At 35.8% G+C, this 22,693-nt stretch carries 28 protein-coding genes; 17 read left to right on the top strand and 11 right to left on the bottom strand.

From position 1 onward, the window contains the following. Window positions 1-639, bottom strand: coding sequence for a hypothetical protein (locus tag KBP46_RS19815; protein ID WP_216443984.1), 639 nt, complete (start codon window positions 637-639; stop codon window positions 1-3). 190 nt (window positions 640-829) lie between these two features. Between KBP46_RS19815 and KBP46_RS19810 the strand changes: the two genes are divergently transcribed. The 5 genes from KBP46_RS19810 to KBP46_RS19790 all read left to right on the top strand — a co-directional run bounded on the left by KBP46_RS19810 (window position 830) and on the right by KBP46_RS19790 (window position 6,482). After that, window positions 830-1,759 carry a helix-turn-helix domain-containing protein gene (locus KBP46_RS19810; protein WP_062673932.1) on the top strand — a complete coding sequence of 310 codons (930 nt, stop codon included), beginning with the start codon at window positions 830-832 and terminating at the stop codon, window positions 1,757-1,759. Beyond that, the gene (locus KBP46_RS19805) at window positions 1,756-2,562 is read left to right on the top strand and encodes an AraC family transcriptional regulator (RefSeq protein ID WP_216443983.1); all 807 of its coding nucleotides are present in this window, start codon (window positions 1,756-1,758) and stop codon (window positions 2,560-2,562) included. The genes KBP46_RS19810 and KBP46_RS19805 overlap by 4 nt, the downstream gene beginning before the upstream one ends. Before the next feature lie 246 nt (window positions 2,563-2,808). Beyond that, entirely contained in the window at window positions 2,809-3,648 is an 840-nt protein-coding gene (locus tag KBP46_RS19800; RefSeq protein WP_216443982.1) for an SDR family NAD(P)-dependent oxidoreductase, read from the top strand. A gap of 167 nt (window positions 3,649-3,815) precedes the next feature. Beyond that, complete coding sequence (locus KBP46_RS19795) at window positions 3,816-4,730, top strand: AraC family transcriptional regulator (RefSeq protein ID WP_216443981.1); 915 nt, start codon at window positions 3,816-3,818, stop codon at window positions 4,728-4,730. 96 nt (window positions 4,731-4,826) lie between these two features. Then, window positions 4,827-6,482 (top strand): serine hydrolase, encoded by a 1,656-nt coding sequence (locus KBP46_RS19790; RefSeq protein ID WP_216443980.1) that lies wholly within the window; start codon window positions 4,827-4,829, stop codon window positions 6,480-6,482. A 70-nt stretch (window positions 6,483-6,552) separates the two neighbouring features. Here KBP46_RS19790 and rimM read toward each other — a convergent pair whose 3' ends face one another. The 7 genes from rimM to KBP46_RS19755 all read right to left on the bottom strand — a co-directional run bounded on the left by rimM (window position 6,553) and on the right by KBP46_RS19755 (window position 10,802). Beyond that, entirely contained in the window at window positions 6,553-7,095 is a 543-nt protein-coding gene (rimM, locus tag KBP46_RS19785) for a ribosome maturation factor RimM (protein WP_062673923.1), read from the bottom strand. Between the two features lie 14 nt (window positions 7,096-7,109). Next, window positions 7,110-7,676 (bottom strand): 30S ribosomal protein S16, encoded by a 567-nt coding sequence (locus KBP46_RS19780; RefSeq protein ID WP_120232094.1) that lies wholly within the window; start codon window positions 7,674-7,676, stop codon window positions 7,110-7,112. 114 nt (window positions 7,677-7,790) lie between these two features. Then, window positions 7,791-8,375: a hypothetical protein gene (locus KBP46_RS19775; RefSeq protein ID WP_120232095.1), complete on the bottom strand. Its 585-nt coding sequence runs from the start codon at window positions 8,373-8,375 to the stop codon at window positions 7,791-7,793. Continuing rightward, on the bottom strand, window positions 8,376-8,885 hold the full coding sequence (locus KBP46_RS19770) for a nitroreductase (protein ID WP_216443979.1): 510 nt from the start codon (window positions 8,883-8,885) through the stop codon (window positions 8,376-8,378). Between the two features lie 44 nt (window positions 8,886-8,929). Next, the gene (locus KBP46_RS19765) at window positions 8,930-9,565 is read right to left on the bottom strand and encodes a DoxX family membrane protein (protein WP_216443978.1); all 636 of its coding nucleotides are present in this window, start codon (window positions 9,563-9,565) and stop codon (window positions 8,930-8,932) included. Between the two features lie 108 nt (window positions 9,566-9,673). Beyond that, window positions 9,674-10,123, bottom strand: a complete 450-nt coding sequence (locus KBP46_RS19760) for a hypothetical protein (RefSeq protein WP_120232098.1) — start codon at window positions 10,121-10,123, stop codon at window positions 9,674-9,676. 148 nt (window positions 10,124-10,271) lie between these two features. After that, window positions 10,272-10,802, bottom strand: a complete 531-nt coding sequence (locus KBP46_RS19755; RefSeq protein WP_062673913.1) for an SRPBCC family protein — start codon at window positions 10,800-10,802, stop codon at window positions 10,272-10,274. Between the two features lie 213 nt (window positions 10,803-11,015). Between KBP46_RS19755 and KBP46_RS19750 the strand changes: the two genes are divergently transcribed. From KBP46_RS19750 to KBP46_RS19705, 10 genes are all read left to right on the top strand, one after another. Beyond that, window positions 11,016-13,064 carry a M3 family metallopeptidase gene (locus tag KBP46_RS19750; RefSeq protein WP_216443977.1) on the top strand — a complete coding sequence of 683 codons (2,049 nt, stop codon included), beginning with the start codon at window positions 11,016-11,018 and terminating at the stop codon, window positions 13,062-13,064. A gap of 13 nt (window positions 13,065-13,077) precedes the next feature. After that, the gene (locus tag KBP46_RS19745; RefSeq protein WP_123279262.1) at window positions 13,078-13,494 is read left to right on the top strand and encodes a hypothetical protein; all 417 of its coding nucleotides are present in this window, start codon (window positions 13,078-13,080) and stop codon (window positions 13,492-13,494) included. A gap of 88 nt (window positions 13,495-13,582) precedes the next feature. Continuing rightward, window positions 13,583-14,002 carry a DUF1801 domain-containing protein gene (locus KBP46_RS19740; RefSeq protein ID WP_216443976.1) on the top strand — a complete coding sequence of 140 codons (420 nt, stop codon included), beginning with the start codon at window positions 13,583-13,585 and terminating at the stop codon, window positions 14,000-14,002. Between the two features lie 50 nt (window positions 14,003-14,052). Beyond that, window positions 14,053-14,436 (top strand): tetratricopeptide repeat protein, encoded by a 384-nt coding sequence (locus KBP46_RS19735; protein ID WP_216443975.1) that lies wholly within the window; start codon window positions 14,053-14,055, stop codon window positions 14,434-14,436. A 27-nt stretch (window positions 14,437-14,463) separates the two neighbouring features. Next, complete coding sequence (locus KBP46_RS19730) at window positions 14,464-14,664, top strand: YqaE/Pmp3 family membrane protein (RefSeq protein ID WP_216443974.1); 201 nt, start codon at window positions 14,464-14,466, stop codon at window positions 14,662-14,664. Between the two features lie 161 nt (window positions 14,665-14,825). Then, window positions 14,826-15,146 (top strand): helix-turn-helix transcriptional regulator, encoded by a 321-nt coding sequence (locus KBP46_RS19725; RefSeq protein ID WP_047378845.1) that lies wholly within the window; start codon window positions 14,826-14,828, stop codon window positions 15,144-15,146. Between the two features lie 36 nt (window positions 15,147-15,182). Next, window positions 15,183-15,686 carry an SRPBCC domain-containing protein gene (locus tag KBP46_RS19720; protein WP_216443973.1) on the top strand — a complete coding sequence of 168 codons (504 nt, stop codon included), beginning with the start codon at window positions 15,183-15,185 and terminating at the stop codon, window positions 15,684-15,686. A 2-nt stretch (window positions 15,687-15,688) separates the two neighbouring features. Continuing rightward, window positions 15,689-16,102, top strand: a complete 414-nt coding sequence (locus tag KBP46_RS19715) for an SRPBCC family protein (protein ID WP_216443972.1) — start codon at window positions 15,689-15,691, stop codon at window positions 16,100-16,102. 252 nt (window positions 16,103-16,354) lie between these two features. Further along, on the top strand, window positions 16,355-17,086 hold the full coding sequence (locus tag KBP46_RS19710) for a bifunctional 2-polyprenyl-6-hydroxyphenol methylase/3-demethylubiquinol 3-O-methyltransferase UbiG (RefSeq protein ID WP_216443971.1): 732 nt from the start codon (window positions 16,355-16,357) through the stop codon (window positions 17,084-17,086). Window positions 17,087-17,194: 108 nt separating this feature from the next. Then, the gene (locus KBP46_RS19705; RefSeq protein WP_216443970.1) at window positions 17,195-18,298 is read left to right on the top strand and encodes a serine hydrolase; all 1,104 of its coding nucleotides are present in this window, start codon (window positions 17,195-17,197) and stop codon (window positions 18,296-18,298) included. A 14-nt stretch (window positions 18,299-18,312) separates the two neighbouring features. On the opposite strand, the gene KBP46_RS19700 is transcribed toward KBP46_RS19705, so the two are convergent. Together KBP46_RS19700 and KBP46_RS19695 are read right to left on the bottom strand one after the other, a co-directional pair. Beyond that, on the bottom strand, window positions 18,313-19,719 hold the full coding sequence (locus tag KBP46_RS19700; RefSeq protein ID WP_216443969.1) for an MFS transporter: 1,407 nt from the start codon (window positions 19,717-19,719) through the stop codon (window positions 18,313-18,315). A gap of 60 nt (window positions 19,720-19,779) precedes the next feature. After that, complete coding sequence (locus KBP46_RS19695) at window positions 19,780-20,325, bottom strand: TetR/AcrR family transcriptional regulator (RefSeq protein WP_253297098.1); 546 nt, start codon at window positions 20,323-20,325, stop codon at window positions 19,780-19,782. Between the two features lie 201 nt (window positions 20,326-20,526). Here KBP46_RS19695 and KBP46_RS19690 point away from each other — a divergent pair, with 201 nt between their 5' ends. Both KBP46_RS19690 and KBP46_RS19685 read left to right on the top strand, forming a co-directional pair. Further along, a complete protein-coding gene (locus KBP46_RS19690; RefSeq protein WP_216443968.1) occupies window positions 20,527-20,907 on the top strand; it encodes a VOC family protein in 381 nt (126 codons plus the stop codon). A 93-nt stretch (window positions 20,908-21,000) separates the two neighbouring features. Further along, window positions 21,001-21,624 carry a hypothetical protein gene (locus KBP46_RS19685; protein ID WP_216443967.1) on the top strand — a complete coding sequence of 208 codons (624 nt, stop codon included), beginning with the start codon at window positions 21,001-21,003 and terminating at the stop codon, window positions 21,622-21,624. Between the two features lie 13 nt (window positions 21,625-21,637). Here the strand turns inward: KBP46_RS19685 and KBP46_RS19680 are convergent, their stop codons facing one another. After that, a complete protein-coding gene (locus KBP46_RS19680) occupies window positions 21,638-22,657 on the bottom strand; it encodes an NAD-dependent epimerase/dehydratase family protein (protein ID WP_062673886.1) in 1,020 nt (339 codons plus the stop codon). Window positions 22,658-22,693: the final 36 nt, after the last annotated feature.

The following is a 22,693-nucleotide window of genomic DNA, read 5'->3' as shown; positions in this document are numbered from 1 at the left end:
TCACTTTTTATTTACTTTCTGTTTCTTAAAATTCCAGTTGATCAAAGGCAGTTTCCTTCTTCCGTTCTCATTCCATCCTCCAATCTGTATTCCACGGAAATCCTTACATTGATTGTACAAACCGATCTGTATTCCCCGGCATTTCTGCCCGATATTCGCCAATGGCGCTACAGAAACCCCTTTCATCTCATGATGCAGATTAAAAAACGGAGAAACAGACATTCCGTTAGTCACTGCATATGTGTTGACATTACTTGAAACATTAATCTCCAAACCATTGGTAACAGTGGGTTCCAGGTTAATAAGCGACAGCTGAAGTCCGTTAATGGTATTCATCTTTTCGCGGGGAACAATTACATAATCATCGTTAACTGGCGGTTGTAAATTGAAAAGCATTAATGGCGGAAGAAAAATTCCTACAAAATTGAATCCCATGGCTAAGCCATTTACTTTTTTAGGCTTAAAATATTCTTCCTCGTCAAAATATTTAAATAAAATTCCGTTGACATTTCTGGTAGTCTTTGAAGGTGAAGCTGCAATCATTCTTGGTTTCAAAGAATCCACTTTCAGATTATCTGATGCATAAACCAGACTATTGACTAAAAGAACTGCTGTTAATAATATAATTCGTGTTTTCATAACTCGTTGTTTTAAAAATTACAGTTCAAAATTATCCGCAGAAACTCCAGTTCCGAATGTGAAAAAAAATTAAAAAAAACATCGTGTTTGCGAAAATCACAAAATACGGGTTGAAAGCCTGAAGAAGGAGGCTGGAAGTTACTCTCAGTGGTTCCACAAAAAACACTACATTTGTGAAAATCACAAAACTATGCACCAGGAAGCTCTGCTGAAAGAAATCCGAAGAAAAATAGGGGAGAAATCTTTAAATGACGAGATTGCCAACATTCTTAATATCAGCTATGATGCGGCTCACAGAAGGACTTCTTTGAAAGCCAAGTTCAGTTTTGAGGAAGCTCTGGAGCTTGCCAAATACTATCAGATCTCACTGGATCAGTTTCTGGGAACGGAAAATCAATTAGTCGTTAAGAGAACACAACCTGTAAGAACGACCGAAGATCTTTTAAACTATTTCGAGAACTCCTTGAAGATTTTGAATGTTTTTCAGAATATCAATAATTCCAAAGTATTTTATTCCGCAAAAGACATCCCTTTTTTCTATACCATTTCAGATTCTGTTCTGTCCCGTTTTAAGTTTTATGTCTGGATGAATTTGTTGAACCAGGATAAATTTTTAAGTCCCTTTGACGAGTTCACAATGAAATATCATTCTGTAAAAAATGAAATGCTGAAAGATCTTTACGACAAACAAAACGTAACGGAAATCTGGAATGATACCACCATTATGAGTGCATTGAGACAAATTTCGTTTTATTATGAAATGGGATTATTGAAAAAGAATGATGCAGATCTTATTCTGGAAGACCTGAAAAAGTTACTGGTAGGACTGGAAATTAAAACACTGGAAAAAAGTAATTTTCAGATCTATGTGAATGATTTAGTCATTTTAAACAACGCTATTCTATTCAAAAATGAAGAACAATGTTCCTTTTTTGTACCTTTCAGCATGTTCGGATATATGATGACCAATGATAAAATAACGTGTGAAGATTCGCTGAGCTATTTTGAGCATCAGATCAAGAACTCCAGATCACTTAATGAATCAGGAAACAGAGAAAGGAAAATGTTTTTTAATAAAATGTATGAACAGATTGACCGATTAAAACAAAATTTATCATGAATACACTTCGTAACGGCGAATATTTTGGAGACACCAATCAAAGGGTCAATTTAGAAGGATTGACCATCACCGATACGGAGTATACTCATTCTTATGTAGACTGGCATTATCATGAAAATGCTTATTTCACTTTTCTTCTTCAGGGGAATATGACGGAAGGAAACAGAAAGGAAGCCTACGACTGTTCTGCCGGAACATTATTGTACCATCATTGGGAAGATCCGCATTATAATATTAAACCGGATATTTTCACAAGAGGCTTTCATATTGAGCTTTCACAAAGTTGGTTTGACCGGTTTGATATTCAGAAAAGTAAAGTGGAAGGCAGTTTTAACATAAAAGATCCGGCTTTAAAACTATTGGTTTATCAGATGTTCAAAGAAACCAAAGGTGATGATATTTCACTTGAACTGGCTTTTAATCAACTATTGCTACATCTTTTCAGCCAGTTGACCCAACAAAAAGAAAGCACAGAAAGAAAACCTTTATGGGTAGGACAGATTAATGAAATTCTACATGAAAGCTTTACGGAAAGCCTTAATCTCAAAGAACTTTCCAAAACCCTGAACATCCATCCTATTCATCTCAGCAGAGATTTTCACAAATATTTCCACTGTAATCTGGGTGAATATCTCAGAAAATTAAAACTCAATAAGTCTCTTGAACTTCTCACTTCATCCCATTCTTTAACGGATATTGCATTAGGGTGCGGTTTTTCAGATCAAAGCCATTTTACACGCTGCTTCAAAGAAAATATAGGAATTACACCGCTGAAATACAGAAATCTTCTGAAAAATCATTGAAAGTTGTTTGAAATTAAAGAGGGGTTTGGATTTTGTCATAGACTACGGTCAATCTGCGATTTCTAAAAAGGTAGGAATCTTGTTATTCATCAATTGTTTGAGATTCTTCATTATATTTCATTCAGAATGACACGCGTTAAATAACACCATTCACGATTTGGATACATCATTCCCCGATTCGGCTACATTTACCTTTTCGTAAGTTTCCATCTTTGTACCATCATTTAAACAAAAAAATATTTAAAAATGGAAACAAGAAAAGTATGGTTCGTGACAGGAGCTTCAAAAGGATTAGGATTCGAGCTGGTAAAAAAATTACTATCCGAAGGGTTTCAGGTTGCAGCTACTAGCCGTACTGTTGAATCCCTGATCTCCACCATCGGAGAAACTTCAGAAAATTTTCTTCCTCTTAGCGCCAACATCACAGACAATAATGACATCAAATCTGCCATTGAAAAAACAGTTCATCATTTCGGACGCATTGATGTGGTGGTCAACAATGCAGGTTATGGACAAATCGGAACGCTGGAAGAACTGACAGATGAAGAGGCAAGAGAAAATTATGCAGTGAATGTTTTCGGAACCTTAAATGTGATCAGAAATGCAATGCCTTATCTGCGTGAACAAAGATCAGGAAACATCTTCAATATTTCTTCTGTTGGTGGATACTCTGCTAATTTTCCAGGATGGGGAATCTATTGTTCTACGAAATTTGCCGTTGCAGGATTTACGGAAGCGCTGGCAGAGGAAGTAAAAGACTTCGGAGTTCATGCTACGGTTGTTTATCCCGGATATTTCCGTACCGATTTCTTAACCAAAGATTCTGTGAAAACGCCTTCAAATCCTATTCAGGCTTATGAAGCTGCAAGAAATTCGGAACAGGCGCACCTTAACGAAATCAATGGAAACCAGCCTAATGATCCTGAAAAAGCAGCCGATGTTCTGATCCAGATCAGTAAAGAGAAAAATCCTCCGGTCCATTTATTATTAGGGGTAGGAACCATAGAATTTCTCAATAACAAAATTGATATTTTAAAGAAAGACGCTGAGCAATGGGAAAGTCTTACTGTTTCTACTGCAATTTAATATGATAATCATATCCTTCGACTCCGCTCAGGATGACATTTCTAATACTGAATGTTTTAATTTATATGCATGGATTAAATATAAAATTTTAGAGAAGTCTGCATGAGCTGAGCCGAAGACTTTTTGAAATGTATTATACTTTTTATAAAAACAACTAACTTCGCTCTATGAAACAACCTGTTCGTTTTAATTCTATATCAGATTTTCATGCTTTCTGCAGTCTTCCGAATCCTGAGCATCCGCTGATCAGTTTGATCGATTACAGCAAGGTTCGTTATGTTGTAGAAAATGAGGAACTGAAGTGGATTCAGAATTTTTATTCCATTGGTTTGAAAAAAAATGTCACACCAAAGTTCAATTACGGGCACCAGCAATATGATTTTAATTCAGGAGTGCTGTGTTTTGTTTCACCGCAGCAATATTTAAGTCTTGAAATCAACCCGGAAGTAGAAGTAGAGCCTACAGGATTTTTATTGTTGATTCATCCCGATTTTCTGTGGAATACTTCATTAACCAAAAAAATAAAATCGTATGACTTCTTCAGCTACCAGGTAAAAGAAGCTCTTTTCCTCTCTGATAAAGAAGAGAAAATCCTGGTTGATATTTTTAAAAACATTGAACGTGAATATCAGACCAATACCGATAGATTCACACAGGAACTGATTATTGCCCAAATTGAATTATTACTGGTTTACTCTGACCGTTTTTATGAAAGGCAGTTTTTCACCAGAAAAAAATCAAGTCATGAATTGTTATATAAATTTGAAGACATTCTTTCTCAATATTTCGAAGGCGGAAGTCTCCTTGAAAACGGGATTCCATCAGTGAAGTGTATTGCTGAACAGATGAATATTTCTCCCAATTATCTGGGAACACTTTTACGTCTTCACACCCAACAAAATACACAACAGCATATTCAGAATAAATTAATTGAATCTGCCAAAGAACGATTAAGCACTACAAGTTTATCCGTAAGTGAAATTGCTTATGAGCTGGGATTTGAGCATCCGCAGTCTTTCAGCAAACTTTTTAAGCAAAAAACAAATCAGTCACCAGGAGAATTCAGAAAGCTTTTCAATTAGCACTGCTTTGAAATGATCATTATAAAATAGCAATGTTAATTTCATTCTATTTTGTGATAAGGAAGTTCATTATTTTTGTTTAAATACTTCTTTAAGATGAAACCAATCCTATTATTGATCTTTATTTTCACATTTTATTTCTATCAGGGACAAAGTAAAAAAGATATAATCAATGTTGAAAAAACAGAGAATCCAATTCAGAAAAAATATTCCGGAAAAATTGTTTTTCTAAGCCAAAACATAGCCACGGAAAATCTGAGAGATTCGGATATTCTTAATTCTGCAATATTTCAGGAAAATGGTGATCTTGGTATTCATGCCTTCTTTGATAACTCTCTGGTTAATTATCTGCATCAGCTTGAACCCCTTCTTTCTGTGGATGAACTGCTGAAAAAAGGAAATTATCAGTTCTCATTTTATGTAGACGGAAAACTTATTTATCAGGAAAATCTCAATACAGGAGCGGGAACTTCCGACCATAAAAAATTCAAAACCAGCTTACGAATTCCTCTTCTCAGCAGCAAAAATGAAGATTCCTGGGGAAGGTATTTATGGATGCGTTTTTATATGGCTCATAACGGAATTGATGCGCTGACAGCAGGAAATCATATTTTAAAAATTGAAATCAGACCTTATATCAATACTTCTACGATCCAAACGGGATCAGTCATTGCAGAAGGACAAATCAATCTTACTGTTCCTGCTCAAAACACTACAGAGCAGCAAATCGCCATTCAACCTATTCAGTCCAATAGTGGTTGGAATATTTCACAGGAAAGAATCAATACGGAAAGCATCAGAACTCTGAATAAGAAAATTGCAGAGAACAGGTTCAAAAATATCACCGGAATTGTCATTATAAAAGAAGGAAAGCTTCTTCTGGAAGAATATTTCAACGGATCCGGAAGAGACTCTTTGCAGGACACACGATCGGTAGGAAAATCTTTTTCTTCAGCTTTAATGGGGATTGCTATTAAAGAAGGATATTTAAAAAGTGAAAACCAGAAACTGAGTGAATTTTATGACCTGAAGCTCTTTAAAAACTATTCTCCTCAAAAAGATAATGTCACTATCAAAAGTTTACTGACGATGAGTTCAGGGTTTGACGGAAACGATGAGAACTACGAATCTCCCGGAAATGAAGAAAATATGTACCCTACTGAAAATTGGGTAAAGTTTACTCTGGATCTTCCTATGACGGAAAATCCCATTGGTAAAAATTGGAGTTATTTCACAGCAGGAGTAGTAGTATCCGGAGATATTCTGGATAAAACTGTTCCACAGGGATTAAAAAATTATGCCGATCAAAAGTTGTTTCAACCTCTTGGAATTACAAATTACAAATGGCAGTTTACACCCCAGCAAAAGCCTTCATTGGCAGGAGGACTTCGCATGAAAGCACTTGATTTTGCAAAATTCGGGCAATTATATCAAAATAATGGCGTATGGAGTGGAAAAACCCTATTGAGTAAAGAATGGATTCAGAAATCTTTCACCAATTACTTCACAGACAATCCTGATTTTGAAGGATATGGATATTTATTCTGGAGAAAAGTTTATACTGTGGGAAACAAAAGTTATGAAGCTTTCCAATCCAGTGGAAATGGGGGAAATAAAATTATTATTTTCACTCAGATACCAGTTGTCATAGTAATTACAGCGCAAGCCTACAACAAGCCCTACGCACACCAGCAATCTGAAAAAATAGCACAGGATTATCTTTTACCCGCCTTAAAAATGAGTAATGAATAATCAGTAATGAGTAATGTAGAAAAGTGAGAAAGAATAGCTTATTGCTTATTGCTTATTGCTTATTGCAATACTATTCGTCTTTTTTGGAAGGAACCAGAAATACATCAATAAGACCTTCAGGAAGTTCCATTTTGATTGTTCTTTCTTCCCTGTCAACTGCAAGAATCCAGTCTTTGATCATAGGAATTACCACTTCTTTTCCATCCAGATTGGTAATGAAATACACCTGTGCTGTCTGATCGTTTACTGATCTGATCACTCCACAGTTGTTGTCATTCTGGTCAAAAATTTCAAATCCGATGATTTCGTGGTAGTAAAATTGTTTTCCTGAAAGTTTAGGCAGTGAAGCAAGTGGAAGGTAAACACTTTTACCCAATACCTGATCTACCATCGCTTCAGAAGAGTTTTTGAATGCAAGATTCAGAGCATCCAGTTTGCTCCATGATGATTTTTCAATAAAAAATGGAACCAATAATCCGTTGATTTCAACGAATATTGATTCCAATTTATTGTAAAGCTCGGGTTGATCGGTATCCAATTTAAGGATCACGTTACCCGCAAGTCCATGTCTGCGTGTGATTTTTCCTAAAAAATAGCAATCTTCTTTACGCATAACAGGTTTTGCTCTTAAGCTTCAGTGTTTTCTTCAGTTTCAGCAGCAGGAGCTTCTCCTTCTGTAGCTTCAGCAGCAACTTCTTCAGCAGGTGCATTAGCAGCTTCTTCAGCAGCTTTAGCATCAGCTTCAGCTTGTGCAGCAGCAGCAACTCTAGCTTCGTTTACTTTTACTTCAGCATCTAAAGCAGCTTTCTTAGCATCAGCTTTAGCAGTAGCTAAACCTTCTACTTTACCTTGTACTTTAGCATCTTTAGCTTCTACCCAAGCATTGAATCTTTTTTCAGCTTCAGCTTCGTCAAAAGCACCTTTAGCGACACCACCTTGTAAGTGTTTTTTGTAAAGAGCACCTTTGTAAGATAGAATAGCTCTAGCAGTATCAGTAGGCTGAGCACCGTTGTTTAACCACTTTACAGCAGAATCAACGTTCAATTCGATAGTTGCCGGGTTAGTAATTGGGTTGTAAGTACCTAGTTTTTCGATGAATCTACCATCTCTTCTAGCTCTAGAATCTGCAACCACGATGTGGAAAAAAGGTTTTCCTTTTTTACCGTGTCTTTGTAATCTGATTTTTACTGACATAATGTTTGAATTTTACGGGAACTCGTCCCAGTTAAATATTTAAGAGTGCAAAGATAGTAAAAAAGTTTGAAGTAAAGAGCTCTGAGTAAAAAGTTTTATAAAATTCATTATTTTTTAACTAATCAGTGCAAAAGAGAATACTGTTGAAATAATCACAGAAATTAAAACTGCCATAAAAACAACAAAATTATCTCTTGTTTTTCCTGTAATCCCATAGATCACCAAATAGTTGATGATATACGCAGGCACCAGTAGAAAAAATGAAAACTGTCCGGTAGATGTAAGCACAGCCTTAAAAAAAAGACTCCCGGTTACAGAAGCTATGATAAGCCCTAAAAGACTTTTAAAAATGATTTTCTCATCTATCTTATCATTTTCTTTGACTTTTGAAAACTGATCAAATTTATTCAGAATAAAAATCTTTAAATCGCTGCTGCTAATCATTTCTGAAGAAATATTTTCAAGGATAACATCTATATTTTCTCCCTTTTGTACCCTTTTGTGTACTTCAAATGAGATTCTCCCTTTTTCTTTGACTAAAACTTTCCTGTATTCTGCTGCTTTTACAAATTCATCATAATTGAATTGCTGACTGATGGCTTCCCGCAGTTCATCATTGACTTTACCAGTATGATCAGTCATATGAAGATAGGCAGCATGAAGATCTTCTTCATTATAATTTCTGTAAATATTCTTCATCTACACCGTTCCCATATAGAAAAGTCCAAGGCACTTCTGGTTTTCCTCAATGGTCAGAGAGTCTTTCAGCTCGTCCACGATTTTAGGAGAACTCCAGTAACACCCGATATTATTTGCTGTACAGCTAAGATACATATTCTGAACCGCCATTGAAGTCGCTGCTATTTCTTCCCATTCCGGAACCATACCGCTGAAGTTGACAACAATAGAAACCACAACATTGGCTTTATTGATTTTAAAACCGATATCGTTGTATTTTTTTTCTAAAAAAAGTTGTTCTGGAGTAACGGTCTTATAGATAGCCTGCATTTCTGCTGCCAGCTGTGCTTTTTCTTCTCCGTTGAATATTTTGAAACGCCATGGCTTAGTACGTTTGTGATTGGGAGCAAACGTGGCAGAATTTACAATCTCTTCCAAAACTTCCTGAGATATTTCTGTGTCTGTATAATCTTTCGGGAAAATACTTCTTCTCTCCTCTATAATTTCTTTTAAAATGGTTGCTTTACTCATACCTGCAAATTTACAACATGAAATTCAATCTTCATTTTAAAATGTTAAGGATGTATAGCCAGTTTACGATTTTTATACGCCTGATAATTGCTTATGATAAATGTTGCGGCAATGATTAAAGCAATCAGAATACCCAGCCATTTTTCATAGACTTCCCCTTTTGCCGGGTTCAGCATAAATAACACAATAAAACTTATGGAATATACTACCCCGGCAATGATCCATCTGTTATCGGGATCAGGATATTCCTTCACGGTACTTGCTTTATTGTAATTAAAAACAGGAAGCAGTTTATGTTGATCCCAAATGACCAATATCAGTACGGCAATCATCATTAAGGAGGTGATTATCCAGGTCCCCGAAAAGGAAAGGCTGAGGGTAATAACCCAGATATTACTCAAGATAGCCAGAAACATCAATGCACCCAATGTTGCAAAGCGCTGTGTCATCAGTAAAATTCCGGCTGCCACCTGTGCCAGTCCTAAAAAATTCCAATAAAATCCGGATTGATATAAAGCTTCAAAAAAGTATCCGATTGGGTTATCAGCTGAAATTCTAGTAAACCTCTCTCCCATAAGCTTTATTAAACCTGATGGAAAAAAAGCAGAGCCTACGAGATAACGAAGGTGAATAATGATCCACTGATTAATTCTGCCTGTTCTTAATTGTTCAAATTTCATAGTATAGTATTTTGCATAGCAAGGTACTAAATAAAAATAAAACTTCAAATATAAATCTGAAGTTAATCTTATTAAGATGAATAACTATATGATACTGCAGAATCTTATTTACAATACCTCTACAATCTTCTGATGGATTTTATTCAGGGTAAACTCGTCTCCGGGTCTCATTCCCATCATTTTTCTGGCCATTGGGCTTTCCGGAGAAATAGCGTAGAATCTGTCGCCCTCAAAAAAGAACTCTCCCAGCGACACAGAAATATAGAACCTGGCTTTATTGGTAATCACCAGTGAACCGAGCTGTACCCTTTCTGTAGCTGTATTCAGAACCTTTGCCATATTCCTCTTAAGATCATTCAATGCGCCGAGTTGCCGCTGCATCTGATAAATTTCCTCCTGCATTTCTTCTCTCATGCTGTCATATTTCGGAGTTTTTTTGATGTCACGGCTGGCTTCCATGGTAAATTCGATAAAGTTTTTAAGCTTCTCAATTTTCTCTGCGATGGTGGTCTTCACAAAGTCTCTGATATCACTTTTTTCAAATACAATCTTCTCCATACAATCTATTCTTTATATAAAGATAATATTTTTAGAATAATATTTCTTTGACTTTATACAAAAACGATAACAAAATAAAGAGAAATATGATTTATTCAAATAATAGGTTCTCATAAAAAAGCCCTGCAAAATTTACAAGGCTTTCTTATTATTTTTCGGCTAATTTCTTAAGATTATCCAGACCCTGGCCAAACATTTTATCCATGTTATTATCCATCATAGGCTTCATAATCTTCATCATACTATTCAGTTCATTATCTATCATCCAGGTTACTCTGGTTCCATTCCCTTCACGAGTCAGCACAATATTAGCTTTTGCATCTCCTTCAAAAGGTTCTATAAAGTGAAGTTTTGTCGCCATTTTCTGATTAGGGATCAGTTCGGTAATAGATTGTTCACCTTCCCCTACATTTTTATCACCCTTCCAGTGATAAGAATCTCCTAATTTATCTCCTTCTCCTGAATAGGTAATCACAATATTTTTATCGGCTTTGGAGAAAGGATCCCATTGGTTATATCCTTTTAAGTTCCCCGTATAAGTCCATACTTTTTCCTGAGGTGCGTTGATGACAACAGATTTTTCATAGTGATAGTCTTTACTGAAAGCCAGCACAGCAATGACAGCATAGATAAGAATCAGTACGATGATGATACCGATAATTTTTAAGAGTGTTTTCATAGTCTATATATTTAAGGTTATTTATTTTAATGATGACTTTTAAATCTGTTCTCAAAATTAAATATTCCTACATCACTCCTTCTTTCCATATGACAAGATTAATTAAAGATAAGGTATTTTTGTCATAACTTGCCAGTAAGGCATTATTTTTGAGCATTTCAGCTGTGATTCCCGATGAATCATTACATTTACCTTATATAAAAAAATCAAAAAATGAATATTTTAACCGAAAAATTTAACACACCATATCATTCAGCACCGTTTAACCTTATTAAAAATGAAGATTATCTTCCTGCATTTAAAGAGTTAATTCAAAAATCTGAAGCAGAAATTGAGGCTATTGTCAACAATCCTGAAACTCCTACTTTCGAAAATGTCATTGAAGCATTGGCATATTCCGGAGAGCAGCTGGATGTGGTTTCCAATATTTTTTTCAACTTAAATTCTGCAGAAACCAGCGACGAAATCCAACAGATTGCACAGGAGGTTTCACCAATTTTAACGGAATATTCTTCAAAAATTTCTCAAAACGAAGCCCTTTTCAACAAAATCAAAAAAGTATATGATGAAAAGGAAAAATATAATCTGAATGAAGAGCAGGAAATGCTTTTGAATGAAACCTACAAAGGTTTTGTAAGAAGCGGAGCCTTATTGAATGAGGAAGACAAAGAAAAACTAAAGAAAATCAGCATGGATCTTTCTGTAAAATCTTTACAGTTCGGACAGAATGTACTGGCTTCTACGAATGCTTATTTTAAACATATCATTAATAAAGAAGATCTTGCAGGAATTCCTGAGGCGATCATTGATCAATATGCGGAAGAAGCGAAAGAAAGGAATCTTGAAGGCTGGGTAGTCACTTTACAGTATCCAAGCTATATTCCATTCATGACCTATGCTGAAAACCGTGAACTGAGAAAAGAACTGGCTTTAGCCAATGGCAAAAAGTCTTTCGATGGTGGAGAATTTGACAATCAGAATTTGATTAAAGAACTTCTGAATTTAAAACAACAAAAAGCTGAACTTTTAGGATATAAAAACTACGCTGATTTCGTTCTTGAAGAAAGAATGGCCAAGTCTCCGGTGAAAGTTTTCGATTTTTTAAATGAACTTCTTACCAAAGCAAAACCTTATGCTGATAAAGAAATTGGAGAATTAAAATCTTTAGCAAAAGCTGACGGAATTGAGGAAATGCAAGGTTACGACCATGCATTCTATGCTGAAAAACTTCGTAAGGCGAAATTCGATCTTAATGATGAAGAACTAAAACCCTATTTTCCATTAAACCAGGTACAGGATGCTGTATTCGGACTGGCTGGAGAACTTTTCGGACTGACTTTTGAGGAAAGAAATGATATTCCAAAATACCACGACGATGTAAAAGTATATGAAGTAAAAGAAATTATAGCAGTTTCCAGTACAGGAAAGACAGAATCTGATTATAAGGCATTATTATACGTTGATTATTTTCCAAGAAAGGGAAAAAGAGCCGGTGCATGGATGACCAGCTACAAAAATCAGTACAAACAAAACGGTGAAAATTCCCGTCCGCATATTTCAATTGTCTGCAACTTCAGCAAACCTACAAAAGATACACCTAGTTTACTGACTTTCCAGGAAGTGACTACTTTATTCCACGAGTTTGGGCATGCACTTCACGGGATGATGGCAGATACTCAATATGCTACTCTTTCCGGAACTTCTGTGAAATGGGACTTTGTAGAACTTCCGTCACAGTTTCTGGAAAACTTCTGCTATGAACCGGAATTCTTAAAAACGTTTGCAAAACATTATAAGACCGGAGAAGTACTTCCTGACGAAAAAATTAAAAAAATTGAGCAGTCTAAAAACTTCATGGAAGGATATCAGACTTTAAGACAGCTAGGTTTTGGACTTCTGGATATGAATTATCATACTAAAGTGGCAGAACTGGAACATGAAAGTGTAAAAGAGTTTGAAGATAAATATACCAAAGCAACCACTCTTTATCCTTCCAACGCTGAAACGGCAATGAGTCCAAGTTTCTCCCACATTTTCCAGGGAGGATATTCCGCAGGATATTATTCTTACAAATGGGCGGAAGTTCTGGATGCCGATGCATTCCAGTATTTCAAAGAAAACGGAATCTTCAATCCTGAGATTGCAGCCAAGTATAAAGTACTGCTTTCTTCAGGTGGAACAAAGGATCCAATGGAGCTTTACAAAAGCTTCAGAGGCAGCGAACCAAAAGTGGAAAGCTTATTGAAAAGAGCGTTTGGATAGAATACAGACTGAGATGACGACAGAAAAAATTAATATGCTGGAAGCTATTTTTAATCAATCTTTAAAAACAGCTCTTGACAATACTACTCCAGAAAAGATTGATGAAATTCTTGACAACCGAGATTCTGCAGAGTTTTCTGATGAATGGATGAAAGCGTATCAGGTGATTGAAGAAAAAGCTTTTGATGAAGAAACAGAAGACCAGATAAGTGATATCCGAAAGGAGATTTTTGTTTCCACGTTCAGAAGTACCGGTTCTTCAGATCTTCCGGCTTATATTTCGGATGATTTTGGTTTGATTTGCTCTTACTACATTCACCAGGTTGAAAATAGCTGGGTCACCAATTTGCTTTTCACCTATCTTCATCATCAGATTCCACAAGGTGAACTGATGAAAACAGAGAAAACAATGAAAGAATTGATCCCATAGATCAGAAATTACAATATAAAGAACAGCGATTGCTGTTCTTTTTGTTTTAAATTAGTTGCTCGATAATTTCAAAATCAATTCCTGATCCATGACCACCCAAGAACAAATCCAGGACTACATCAGCAGCCAGCCGGAACTGAAGCGTAATGATATGCAGGAAATCCACAACATTATTCTGGAGCTCATGCCGGAATGCCAGCTGTGGTTTCTGGATGGTAAAAACAGTGAAAACAAAACCGTTTCCAATCCCAATATCGGGTATGGATCATATACCATGCAGTATGCAGATGGAAAAACCAGAGATTTTTATCAGATTGGGATGAGTGCCAATACCACAGGAATTTCCATCTACATCATGAATATCGGTGATAAGGCCTATTTAGCCAAAACATATGGAGATAAAATAGGGAAAGCCAGTGTAACAGGATATTGTATTAAATTCAAAACGTTGAAAGATATCAACATTGAAATCCTGAAAGCTGCCATACTGAATGGACTTAAAGAGTAAAAAGCTAAATTTGCACCTTATAGTAAACATCCATTCTGTAATTTTAAATAATGAGTACGATAACAACAAGATTAGAAAACGTAAAAAAACTTCAGGCTAAAAGATGGGAAAATGAAGACCATTGGGATACTTTAAATGATCTGTTGGTTAAAGAATTAGATGAAATTTTATTGATTGAGCCTGAAAACACTTCGGCTTTAATCAATATTGGGGCTATTTACTCGGATATGGGAGAAAATGAAAAGGCATTGGAGTATTTAAAAATGGCATTACATTTGGGTTCAAAAGACAAAAATCTCTTTGTAAACCTCGCTATTGTGCTTGTTTATATGGAGAAACATCAGGAAGAGTATTTGGAATATCTAGAAGAAGCAGAGGATAAAACGGAAGATCCTCTCACTTTTAAAGCGTATTTTGATCCTCAGTCCCGGTAAAATCAAATTAATTAAAAACTTAAAATCATGTTATTAGCCATCTTACTTCCCTTCTTATCTTTCATGGTCCGTGGAAAAGTTTTAACCGGAATTATCTACCTTATCTTACAGATCACTCTGATCGGATGGCTTCCTGCGGCAATCTGGGCTGTACTTTCTTTAAATAATGAAAGAGCAGACAAAAGAAATGACCGATTGATCAAAGCCATGCGGGAAAATAAAAGATAAAACTTACCAAGACTACACAAACACTTGATTTAAAATCAATTAATAAACATTATCTATTGTTTTTCAGTTTCTGATTTATAAATTTCATCAAAAAAAATTGCGAAACCGAAAAGTTGCACATATATTTGCAACCATATAGTTTCATTTAAAAATTATCACCTATGAGAAGAGATATTTTTCAGGCTATAGCAGATCCTACACGAAGAGCTATTATTGCACTGATCGCAGTACAGGCGATGACGCCCAATGCCATAGCAGAGCATTTTGATACGACCAGACAGGCCGTTTCAAAACATCTGAAAATTCTGACAGAGTGTGAATTGGTAACTCAAAATCATCAGGGAAGAGAAATTTATTACTTTCTAGAAATTGATAAAATGAAAGAAATAGACCATTGGCTGGAACAGTTCAGAAAGATATGGGAAAGCCGTTTCGAACAGCTTGACACGTTACTGGCAACTTTGAAAAGCCAGCAGAAATAAAGTTTAATACGACAACCAAACTATAAAAATATTAATATGAAACATCTTCTTCAGTTCGATTTCCTTGCAGATAAGGAAAAGAACACCTTAACCATCAGACGTGAGTTTATGGCGAACAGACAATTGGTATGGGATTGCTACACGAAAAGTGACCTTCTTGATCGTTGGTTCGCTCCCAAACCATTTACTACCAAAACAAAATCTATGGAATTCCGTGAAGGTGGACACTGGCATTATGCAATGGTAGAACCTGACGGAAAAGAATACTGGAGCTGGGTTGGCTATCACAAGATCAATCCAATTGATTCTTATACTTCAAGTGATGCGTTTTGCAATGAAAAGGGAGAAATCAATACAGATCTTCCCCAGGCAGAATGGGTAGTATCTTTCAGCGATAAAAATGAGAATACCCTTGTAGAAACTATTGTGACCTATCAATCCTTAGCAGATCTGGAAACCATTATCGAAATGGGAATGGAACAGGGAATGATGGCTACTCTTGAAAAGCTTGACGAATTATTATTAACATTAAACCCATAAAAATGAGCCACAAAATCACAGTTTCTGCCATCATCAGTGCAGATGCAGAAAAAGTATGGACTTATTACACCCATCCTGAACACATCACTCAATGGAACTTTGCTGATCCTTCATGGCAATGCCCATCTGCTTCCAATGATATGAAAGTAGGAGGAAAATATGCAGCGAGAATGGAAGCCAAAGACGGAAGTTTCGGTTTCGACTTTGAAGCCGTTTACAATGAAATAAAAGATGGTGAAAACTTTACCTATACCATGCCGGACGGAAGACAGGTACATGTTGACTTTAAAGAAAACAATGGCCAAACCCATGTACATGTAGCTTTTGATCCTGAAAGCCAGAATCCTGAAGAAATGCAGAAAGGAGGCTGGCAGGCAATTCTTGATAATTTCAAAAAGTATGCGGAAGCCAATTAAAAATATTTCAATCAAAAATTGATAAAAAGCTGGATGTTTTACATTCAGCTTTTATTTTTCTGGGATCAGAAATCTCTGAACTCTGATATTGTTGTAAATTTACATTTCAAACTCTGAAGGATTGATAGTAAAAAACTACAAACTTCTTTAATCCTTGTGATAAGTCAAGGGTTAGAACCTTGACAAGGATAGAGGATCATTCAGAAAAAATCAAAATGATTTTAATTAAAGAACCACATTTTTTGGAAAGCTATGAAAGAAAATAAATACGACCATCCATCATTTTTTGACCAGTATGAAAAAATGCTCCGTTCTCAGATTGGATTGGAAGGAGCCGGAGAATGGCATACTCTCAAAAATATGCTGCCGGATTTTCATGGAAAAAACATTCTGGATTTAGGATGTGGTTTCGGATGGCATTGTCGTTTCGCTATAGAAAACGGAGCCAAAACGGTTACCGGAATTGATCTTTCAGAAAGAATGCTGGCAAAAGCTTTGGAAATCAATAGTCTGCCTGGAATTCAATATGAAAGAATAGCTCTGGAAGAAGTGGATTATCCTGCTGAAAAATTTGATATCATACTCAGTTCTCTCACCTTACATTATGTAGAATCCTTCGATAGTATTGTTCAAAATATTTATAAATGGCTCACACCCGGCGGATCTTTTGTATTTTCAGTAGAACATCCTGTATTCACTGCAGAAGGTGGTCAGGACTGGATATATGATAAAAATGGTGAAAAAATCTGCTGGCCGGTAGACCGTTATTTTATAGAAGGAAAAAGGAATACAACTTTTCTGGGTGAAAATGTCATTAAATACCACCGCACTTTAACTTCTTATTTAAATACATTATTAAAACACGGCTTCACCCTCAAAGAAGTTATCGAGCCGGAGCCAGGTCAGGAAATGTTGAAAGAAATTCCGGAGATGAAAGAAGAACTCCGCAGACCTATGATGTTGCTCATCTCCGTATTGAAATAATTTTCAGAAAATCAACTTTATTGTTTTTAAAATTACAATATACTTTGCTATATTGTATAACATAGTAATTAAAATAATAAATATCTTTGTATAACAAAATACAGAGATATGATTATTAAAAAACTGATAACCCCACTTATTCTACTTCCACTTTTAAGCAATACAACCGATGCTCAGACACTATCAAAAAGATATGAAAAGAAGATTGACAGCATTATCCAGACTGAATTCGGGAATAAAAATGAGCCTGGTGGCGTTTTCCTCATTAGTCAGAACGGAAAAAATCTGTATCGGAAAGCATTTGGGAAAGCCAATCTTGAACTTAACGTCAATATGACCCCTGAGAATGTTTTCCAAATTGGTTCAATGACCAAACAGTTTACAGCCGTAGCTATTCTGCTGCTTGAGCAACAGAGAAAACTGAATGTCAACGATCCCATTTCCCAATACATCAAAGATTATCCCAACGGAGATAAGATCACCATTCATCATCTTCTGACGCATACTTCAGGAATTAAAGATTTTACCAAAATGAAGTCTATTTCTTCCATTGCCCAAAAAGAAATGAAACCTGAAGAAATGGTGAATTTTTTCAAAAATGAACCTGTCGATTTCGCACCTGGAGAAAAATTTGATTACAACAATTCCGGCTATGTGGTTTTGGGATATATCATTGAGCTTGTCTCCGGAACTTCTTATGAAGATTTTATTAAGAAAAATATCTTCGATAAAGCAGGAATGAACCACTCTTATTATGCTTCTGACAGAAAAGTTATTCCTCAAAGAGCTTACGGATATCACAAAAAAGAGCAGGGATTTGTGAATAAGACAGTCATCAGTTTCAGCGTTCCATTCTCTTCCGGATCACTAATGTCTACAGCAGATGATATGCTGAAATGGCAGCAGGCCCTAAATCAAAATTTAATATTGGATTTAAAAGAAACTCAAAAGGCTTTTCAGAAATATAAACTGAATAATGGTGAAGAATTTACTTATGGCTACGGCTGGCATTTGAAAGACATCAATGGATTTCCCGACCGTGAGCATGGAGGAAGTGTCTTCGGATTTAAAAGTATGGGAGTTTACATTCCTGCTGAAGATGTTTATGTGATTGGGCTCAGCAACTGCGACTGCCACTCTCCTACCGAAGTGACCAAAAATATGGCAAAAGCAGCTTTACATGAAATGAAAACCTCATCAAAACAACCTTAAAAACAAGATCTGTTTTATTGGCTGCTCCTCATCTCAGGAAGAACATGATCCGGAACTTTATATATACAGATCATTACAAAGATCAGACATAAAATATTAATCCGCAAAGCAACAGAGAAGGCATTGTAATAATATTTTACATCAGGCTTTTCTCCAAGAAAATAGTAGAAGAGACTTCCTACAGCAACAATTCCCACAATAGCAGCAATCTGCTGAATGGTATTATAAACACCAGACGCATTCCCGATCAGCTTTTCAGATATTCCCGACATCGCTATGTTTGCCAGGGAAGGAATGATAGATCCTATTCCCAAGCCATGTAAAAACAACAGCAGACAAAAAACCGGAAAACTGATCTGTGTCCTGAACAAAAATAATTGGAGCACAAGGATAAGAATAATAAAGCCAAGTCCTGCCATCAGGGCTTTTTTTCCATATCTTAAAATCAGTTTTACTGAAAAAACGGAAGCCAGAATAAAACCGAGTCCCTGAAAAACAATAATCTCACCTGCTTTTAATGGACTGATCTTTAGACCATCCTGAAAAAATAAGGATAGAATATAGAAATAGGAGTCCAGCATGATAAAAAAGAAGGAAACTGCTATAATTCCGAGATTGAAATTTTTATAACGGAACAACTCAAAATCAACCAGATAAGCTTGTGCATTCTGGATTCTTTTCTTTTGATTCTTAATAAATATGAATAAAATTCCGACAGAAATAATCATTAATGAAATATTCTTAAAATCAAACCCTTCGTGTTCAGAGAGGGTTAAAGCATAAGTAGCACAGAACAATCCTGCAGAAAGAATTAAAACTCCGCTCCAATCAAAAGACTGTTCCACATCCATTCTTGATTCGTCTAATAATCTTAAGCTAAAGAAAATAGCTGGTAAACATATGGGAATATTCATCAGAAAAATGAGTCTCCAGGGTTCTTCTATGATCATCAGAGACGAAAAATAGCCTCCGAGAAACTGACCCAGGACAGTTCCTATTCCGATGGTAATTCCATACCAACCCATCGCTTGGGTACGTTCCTTATGATCAGGAAACAGAATTTGTATCATCGAAAGTACCTGAGGAGCCATTATAGCTGCACTTATTCCCTGTACAAATCTTGCGATGACCAACTGGTAAGCTCCTGCAGAAAACCCACATGCAACAGAGCTTATCATAAAAGCTGATAACCCAATCACGTACATCTTTTTTCTTCCATACAAATCACCCAATCGTCCACCTGTAATGAGTAAAGAGGCAAAACCAATAAGATAGGCAGCAATCATGAACTGCATTTCCCCGTTAGAGGCATAAAGATCACGCTGTATAGAAGGCATGGACACATTAATGATAAAAATATCCATAATCGTCAACAATTGACCAAACAATATCACCAATAATTTCAAATACTTACTCTTCATTTTTATATAGATATATCTATTTTTAAATAATTAAAAAAAATCAGGGCAATAAACCCTGTGTCATTTTTTTACCATAGCAAAAGAATCATTTTGTCTGTTGATGGTAGAGGTGACAACCGCTCCTTCTATTAAAAGGAAAATACTTTCGGCTATTAAATCAGGATCAGCTATTTGACCTTTTGCTGCACATTCATTGACAAGGATTTTGATCAAATTTTTTTGCTTTTCTTTATGCTGTCTGGCAAAAGCTGAAACGGAAGGATTGCCTTCTCCTATTTCAGAAACAATTTTAATGAAATGACATCCTGCAAATTTTGAAGTCTGCTGTAGCTTTTTTCTGTAATCAATAAGTGCAAGAATCTTTTCTTTCGGGTCTGAAATTTTGGATATGCTGTTTTCAAATCCTTCAAACCAATCCAATTCTTCTTTGATAAGATAAGCCTGAAGAAGATCATTTTTAGATGAAAAATGATTGTACAAAGAGCCAATCGCAATATCAGCCTCAGCAATAATCTGATTGATTCCCGTAGAATTATACCCCTGTTTATAAAATAAATCCGAAGCAACCCTGATAATTCTTTCGCGTACTTTTTCCTTTTTCATCATGAAAATTTTTACAAATGTAGACAAAAAATAGAGAAGTCTATCTATTTTTAAAATTAAGATAAAAAACTTTATTTTAGATCCAGTAAATCATCCGCTCTGTTTAAACTATGAAATCATGAAACTGCTGTCCTTTTTTTGACCTTTTTATTGCTAATAGGCGTATCTTGCAGTCAGCCAAACAAAACCAATCCTGTAAAAAATATGAAACCTACCAATCCTGTTGTCTACTTTGAAATTCCTGTGAATGATCTTGAACGTGCTGAAAAGTTTTATTCTGAAGTTTTCAACTTTAGTTTTGAAAAAGAAATTATAGACAGCTATGAAATGGCTTTCTTTCCTTTTGAAGAAAAAAACGGTGGTATTACGGGAGCTTTAGCCAAAGGAGATGTCTACAAACCTTCTAAAAACGGAGTCATTATCTATTTTAAAACAGAAAATATTGACAGAACATTGGAACAAGCCGTTCTCCATGGTGGTTCGGTTCTTTATCCTAAAAGAATTGACGAAAAATATGGGTTTGCTGTAGCAGAGTTTGAAGACCCGGAAGGAAACAGAATTGCACTGCATGAAACCGTAAAATAGCCATACCATTTATTGCATATTATTTTTTTAACAGAATTACTGCATATTTTGTATATTTAAACAACCATTTGAAATCCAACTGGGTAAAGAACTATGGCGGAAGAACTTTATTTCATCAAGACCAATCCAACTATTGCCAAAATTAATTTGTACAATAAGTTGAGCCGTGAAGAAGAAAATATTCTGAAATTTCTTCAGCCTGAAGCGAAAAACACCCTTGAAACCATTAAAGAAAAAATCAAGGATTCTGTAGAAGAACTTACACAGGAAGAACTTCTGCTTATTTTTCAATGGTTTCATAAAGTCTATTCTTCAGATCATGAGGAGACCAAAACACAGCTTTTCATCAATGGTATAGATCTTTTTTATGAAATTCCAACAAATGTTCATGCTGAGAATTTTCTTCAGATTCTTTCGGACTATGAAAAACTGCTGAAACAGGACATGAATTATATTGTGGATTCTAAAAATTTCAATCAGTTTCTGATCTACGGAATTTTTCTGACAGAAATGGTCAACAGAAAACAGCATCCTGATAATATCCTTTGTGAATATCTGAAACCGGATAACCAGTCTTTATACCTTCTGGCAGAAGACCAATGCGGGGTGAAAGATTTTGATCCCAACATCATTCCGGATCTTCAGCACTATTTTAATGATCTCTATGATCTGACCAAGTTTTATAAAGGTTCTATTATTAAACTGGAAAATCAATAAAAAAAGAGGCTTTTCACGCCTCTATCAACATTTCAGGGTTTTTCATAAGGTAATCTAATGCTTCCCTCACAGCCTGTTCAGGGCTTTTGGGATTGAATCCCAGTTCATTTCTGGCTTTGGAAATATCAAAATCCTGCTGTAATCCTGAAAACATTGCAATATCTTTTCGGGTAAGTACCGGTGGCTTTCTGCTCAGCTTTGCGGTCAATTCCATGATACCAGCAATCGTAAACAGGATCCCTTTGGGAACGGCACGTGGAATACTCAGTTTCAGCTCCGGATAAAGGGTATTGGCAAGAATGGTGGTATCCGTGATTGTCATGCATTTTTCATTGGCAAGAATATAACGTTCACCGGAGCGTCCTTTTTCAGCTGCCAGATAGCATCCTTCCGCAACATCTTTTACATCAATCCAGTTCAGGGTAATTTTAGTATCTACCGGAATTTTTCTATTCAAAATTAATTTGAGAACTCCGTAGGAAACATTTAATGGTAAAAATGCCTTACTTCCAATCATCGCAGAAGGCATCACTGAAACCAGTTCTATTCCCAGTTTTGAAGCCAGCTCAAAAGCCAACTTCTCCCCGTCATTCTTAGAATTATAATACATATCTCTACGATCTGGATTATAACCTTTACTTTCTTTTGTAGGCAAGTGGGTATAATTAAGTGCTGCAATAGAACTTACGTACACTATTTTTTTTACACCCGCTTCAGCCGCTGCTTCGATGGTATTTCGGGTACCTTTGATATTCACGTCATAGATTTCTTTTTTTGGATCTTTAGCCCATAATTTAAAAGAAGCCCCTACCGCGTAAAATGTTTCTACTCCCTGAAGTGCTTTTAAAAAAGAGGTCTTATCAGTAATATCGGCTTGCACCAGCTCACAATCCAATCCTTCAAAAGGTTTTCTGTTCTCTGTATTTCTTACAGCTGCCCGTACCGGAAGCCCTTGTTTTAGTAAGAATCTGACTAAATTGTTTCCCAGATGTCCATTGGCTCCTGAAACAAGGCTTAGATTATTTTTTGTCATTGCATAAATTTTAATCTTGCAAAGTTCATTTTCCAG

This window comes from Chryseobacterium sp. PCH239 (genome assembly GCF_018924625.1).
GTDB lineage: Bacteria > Bacteroidota > Bacteroidia > Flavobacteriales > Weeksellaceae > Chryseobacterium > Chryseobacterium cucumeris.
The sequence above is the reverse complement of the archived record's forward strand: the minus strand, read 5'-3'. Positions and strand labels throughout refer to the sequence as shown.

What these genes read in the sequence shown, in the direction of transcription:
- KBP46_RS19700 (WP_216443969.1), bottom strand. Translation starts at nt 19,719, where the DNA reads ATGAAGAGTAAGTATTTGAAATTATTGGTGATATTGTTTGGTCAATTG.
- KBP46_RS19775 (WP_120232095.1), bottom strand. Translation starts at nt 8,375, where the DNA reads ATGAAGAATATTTACAGAAATTATAATGAAGAAGATCTTCATGCTGCC.
- KBP46_RS19755 (WP_062673913.1), bottom strand. Translation starts at nt 10,802, where the DNA reads ATGAAAACACTCTTAAAAATTATCGGTATCATCATCGTACTGATTCTT.
- KBP46_RS19750 (WP_216443977.1), top strand. Translation starts at nt 11,016, where the DNA reads ATGAATATTTTAACCGAAAAATTTAACACACCATATCATTCAGCACCG.
- KBP46_RS19780 (WP_120232094.1), bottom strand. Translation starts at nt 7,676, where the DNA reads ATGTCAGTAAAAATCAGATTACAAAGACACGGTAAAAAAGGAAAACCT.
- KBP46_RS19725 (WP_047378845.1), top strand. Translation starts at nt 14,826, where the DNA reads ATGAGAAGAGATATTTTTCAGGCTATAGCAGATCCTACACGAAGAGCT.
- KBP46_RS19710 (WP_216443971.1), top strand. Translation starts at nt 16,355, where the DNA reads ATGAAAGAAAATAAATACGACCATCCATCATTTTTTGACCAGTATGAA.
- KBP46_RS19815 (WP_216443984.1), bottom strand. Translation starts at nt 639, where the DNA reads ATGAAAACACGAATTATATTATTAACAGCAGTTCTTTTAGTCAATAGT.
- KBP46_RS19695 (WP_253297098.1), bottom strand. Translation starts at nt 20,325, where the DNA reads ATGATGAAAAAGGAAAAAGTACGCGAAAGAATTATCAGGGTTGCTTCG.
- KBP46_RS19740 (WP_216443976.1), top strand. Translation starts at nt 13,583, where the DNA reads ATGACCACCCAAGAACAAATCCAGGACTACATCAGCAGCCAGCCGGAA.
- KBP46_RS19735 (WP_216443975.1), top strand. Translation starts at nt 14,053, where the DNA reads ATGAGTACGATAACAACAAGATTAGAAAACGTAAAAAAACTTCAGGCT.
- KBP46_RS19800 (WP_216443982.1), top strand. Translation starts at nt 2,809, where the DNA reads ATGGAAACAAGAAAAGTATGGTTCGTGACAGGAGCTTCAAAAGGATTA.
- KBP46_RS19805 (WP_216443983.1), top strand. Translation starts at nt 1,756, where the DNA reads ATGAATACACTTCGTAACGGCGAATATTTTGGAGACACCAATCAAAGG.
- KBP46_RS19730 (WP_216443974.1), top strand. Translation starts at nt 14,464, where the DNA reads ATGTTATTAGCCATCTTACTTCCCTTCTTATCTTTCATGGTCCGTGGA.
- KBP46_RS19705 (WP_216443970.1), top strand. Translation starts at nt 17,195, where the DNA reads ATGATTATTAAAAAACTGATAACCCCACTTATTCTACTTCCACTTTTA.
- KBP46_RS19690 (WP_216443968.1), top strand. Translation starts at nt 20,527, where the DNA reads ATGAAACCTACCAATCCTGTTGTCTACTTTGAAATTCCTGTGAATGAT.
- KBP46_RS19790 (WP_216443980.1), top strand. Translation starts at nt 4,827, where the DNA reads ATGAAACCAATCCTATTATTGATCTTTATTTTCACATTTTATTTCTAT.
- rimM (WP_062673923.1), bottom strand. Translation starts at nt 7,095, where the DNA reads ATGCGTAAAGAAGATTGCTATTTTTTAGGAAAAATCACACGCAGACAT.
- KBP46_RS19720 (WP_216443973.1), top strand. Translation starts at nt 15,183, where the DNA reads ATGAAACATCTTCTTCAGTTCGATTTCCTTGCAGATAAGGAAAAGAAC.
- KBP46_RS19810 (WP_062673932.1), top strand. Translation starts at nt 830, where the DNA reads ATGCACCAGGAAGCTCTGCTGAAAGAAATCCGAAGAAAAATAGGGGAG.
- KBP46_RS19745 (WP_123279262.1), top strand. Translation starts at nt 13,078, where the DNA reads ATGACGACAGAAAAAATTAATATGCTGGAAGCTATTTTTAATCAATCT.
- KBP46_RS19795 (WP_216443981.1), top strand. Translation starts at nt 3,816, where the DNA reads ATGAAACAACCTGTTCGTTTTAATTCTATATCAGATTTTCATGCTTTC.
- KBP46_RS19770 (WP_216443979.1), bottom strand. Translation starts at nt 8,885, where the DNA reads ATGAGTAAAGCAACCATTTTAAAAGAAATTATAGAGGAGAGAAGAAGT.
- KBP46_RS19685 (WP_216443967.1), top strand. Translation starts at nt 21,001, where the DNA reads ATGGCGGAAGAACTTTATTTCATCAAGACCAATCCAACTATTGCCAAA.
- KBP46_RS19680 (WP_062673886.1), bottom strand. Translation starts at nt 22,657, where the DNA reads ATGACAAAAAATAATCTAAGCCTTGTTTCAGGAGCCAATGGACATCTG.
- KBP46_RS19760 (WP_120232098.1), bottom strand. Translation starts at nt 10,123, where the DNA reads ATGGAGAAGATTGTATTTGAAAAAAGTGATATCAGAGACTTTGTGAAG.
- KBP46_RS19715 (WP_216443972.1), top strand. Translation starts at nt 15,689, where the DNA reads ATGAGCCACAAAATCACAGTTTCTGCCATCATCAGTGCAGATGCAGAA.
- KBP46_RS19765 (WP_216443978.1), bottom strand. Translation starts at nt 9,565, where the DNA reads ATGAAATTTGAACAATTAAGAACAGGCAGAATTAATCAGTGGATCATT.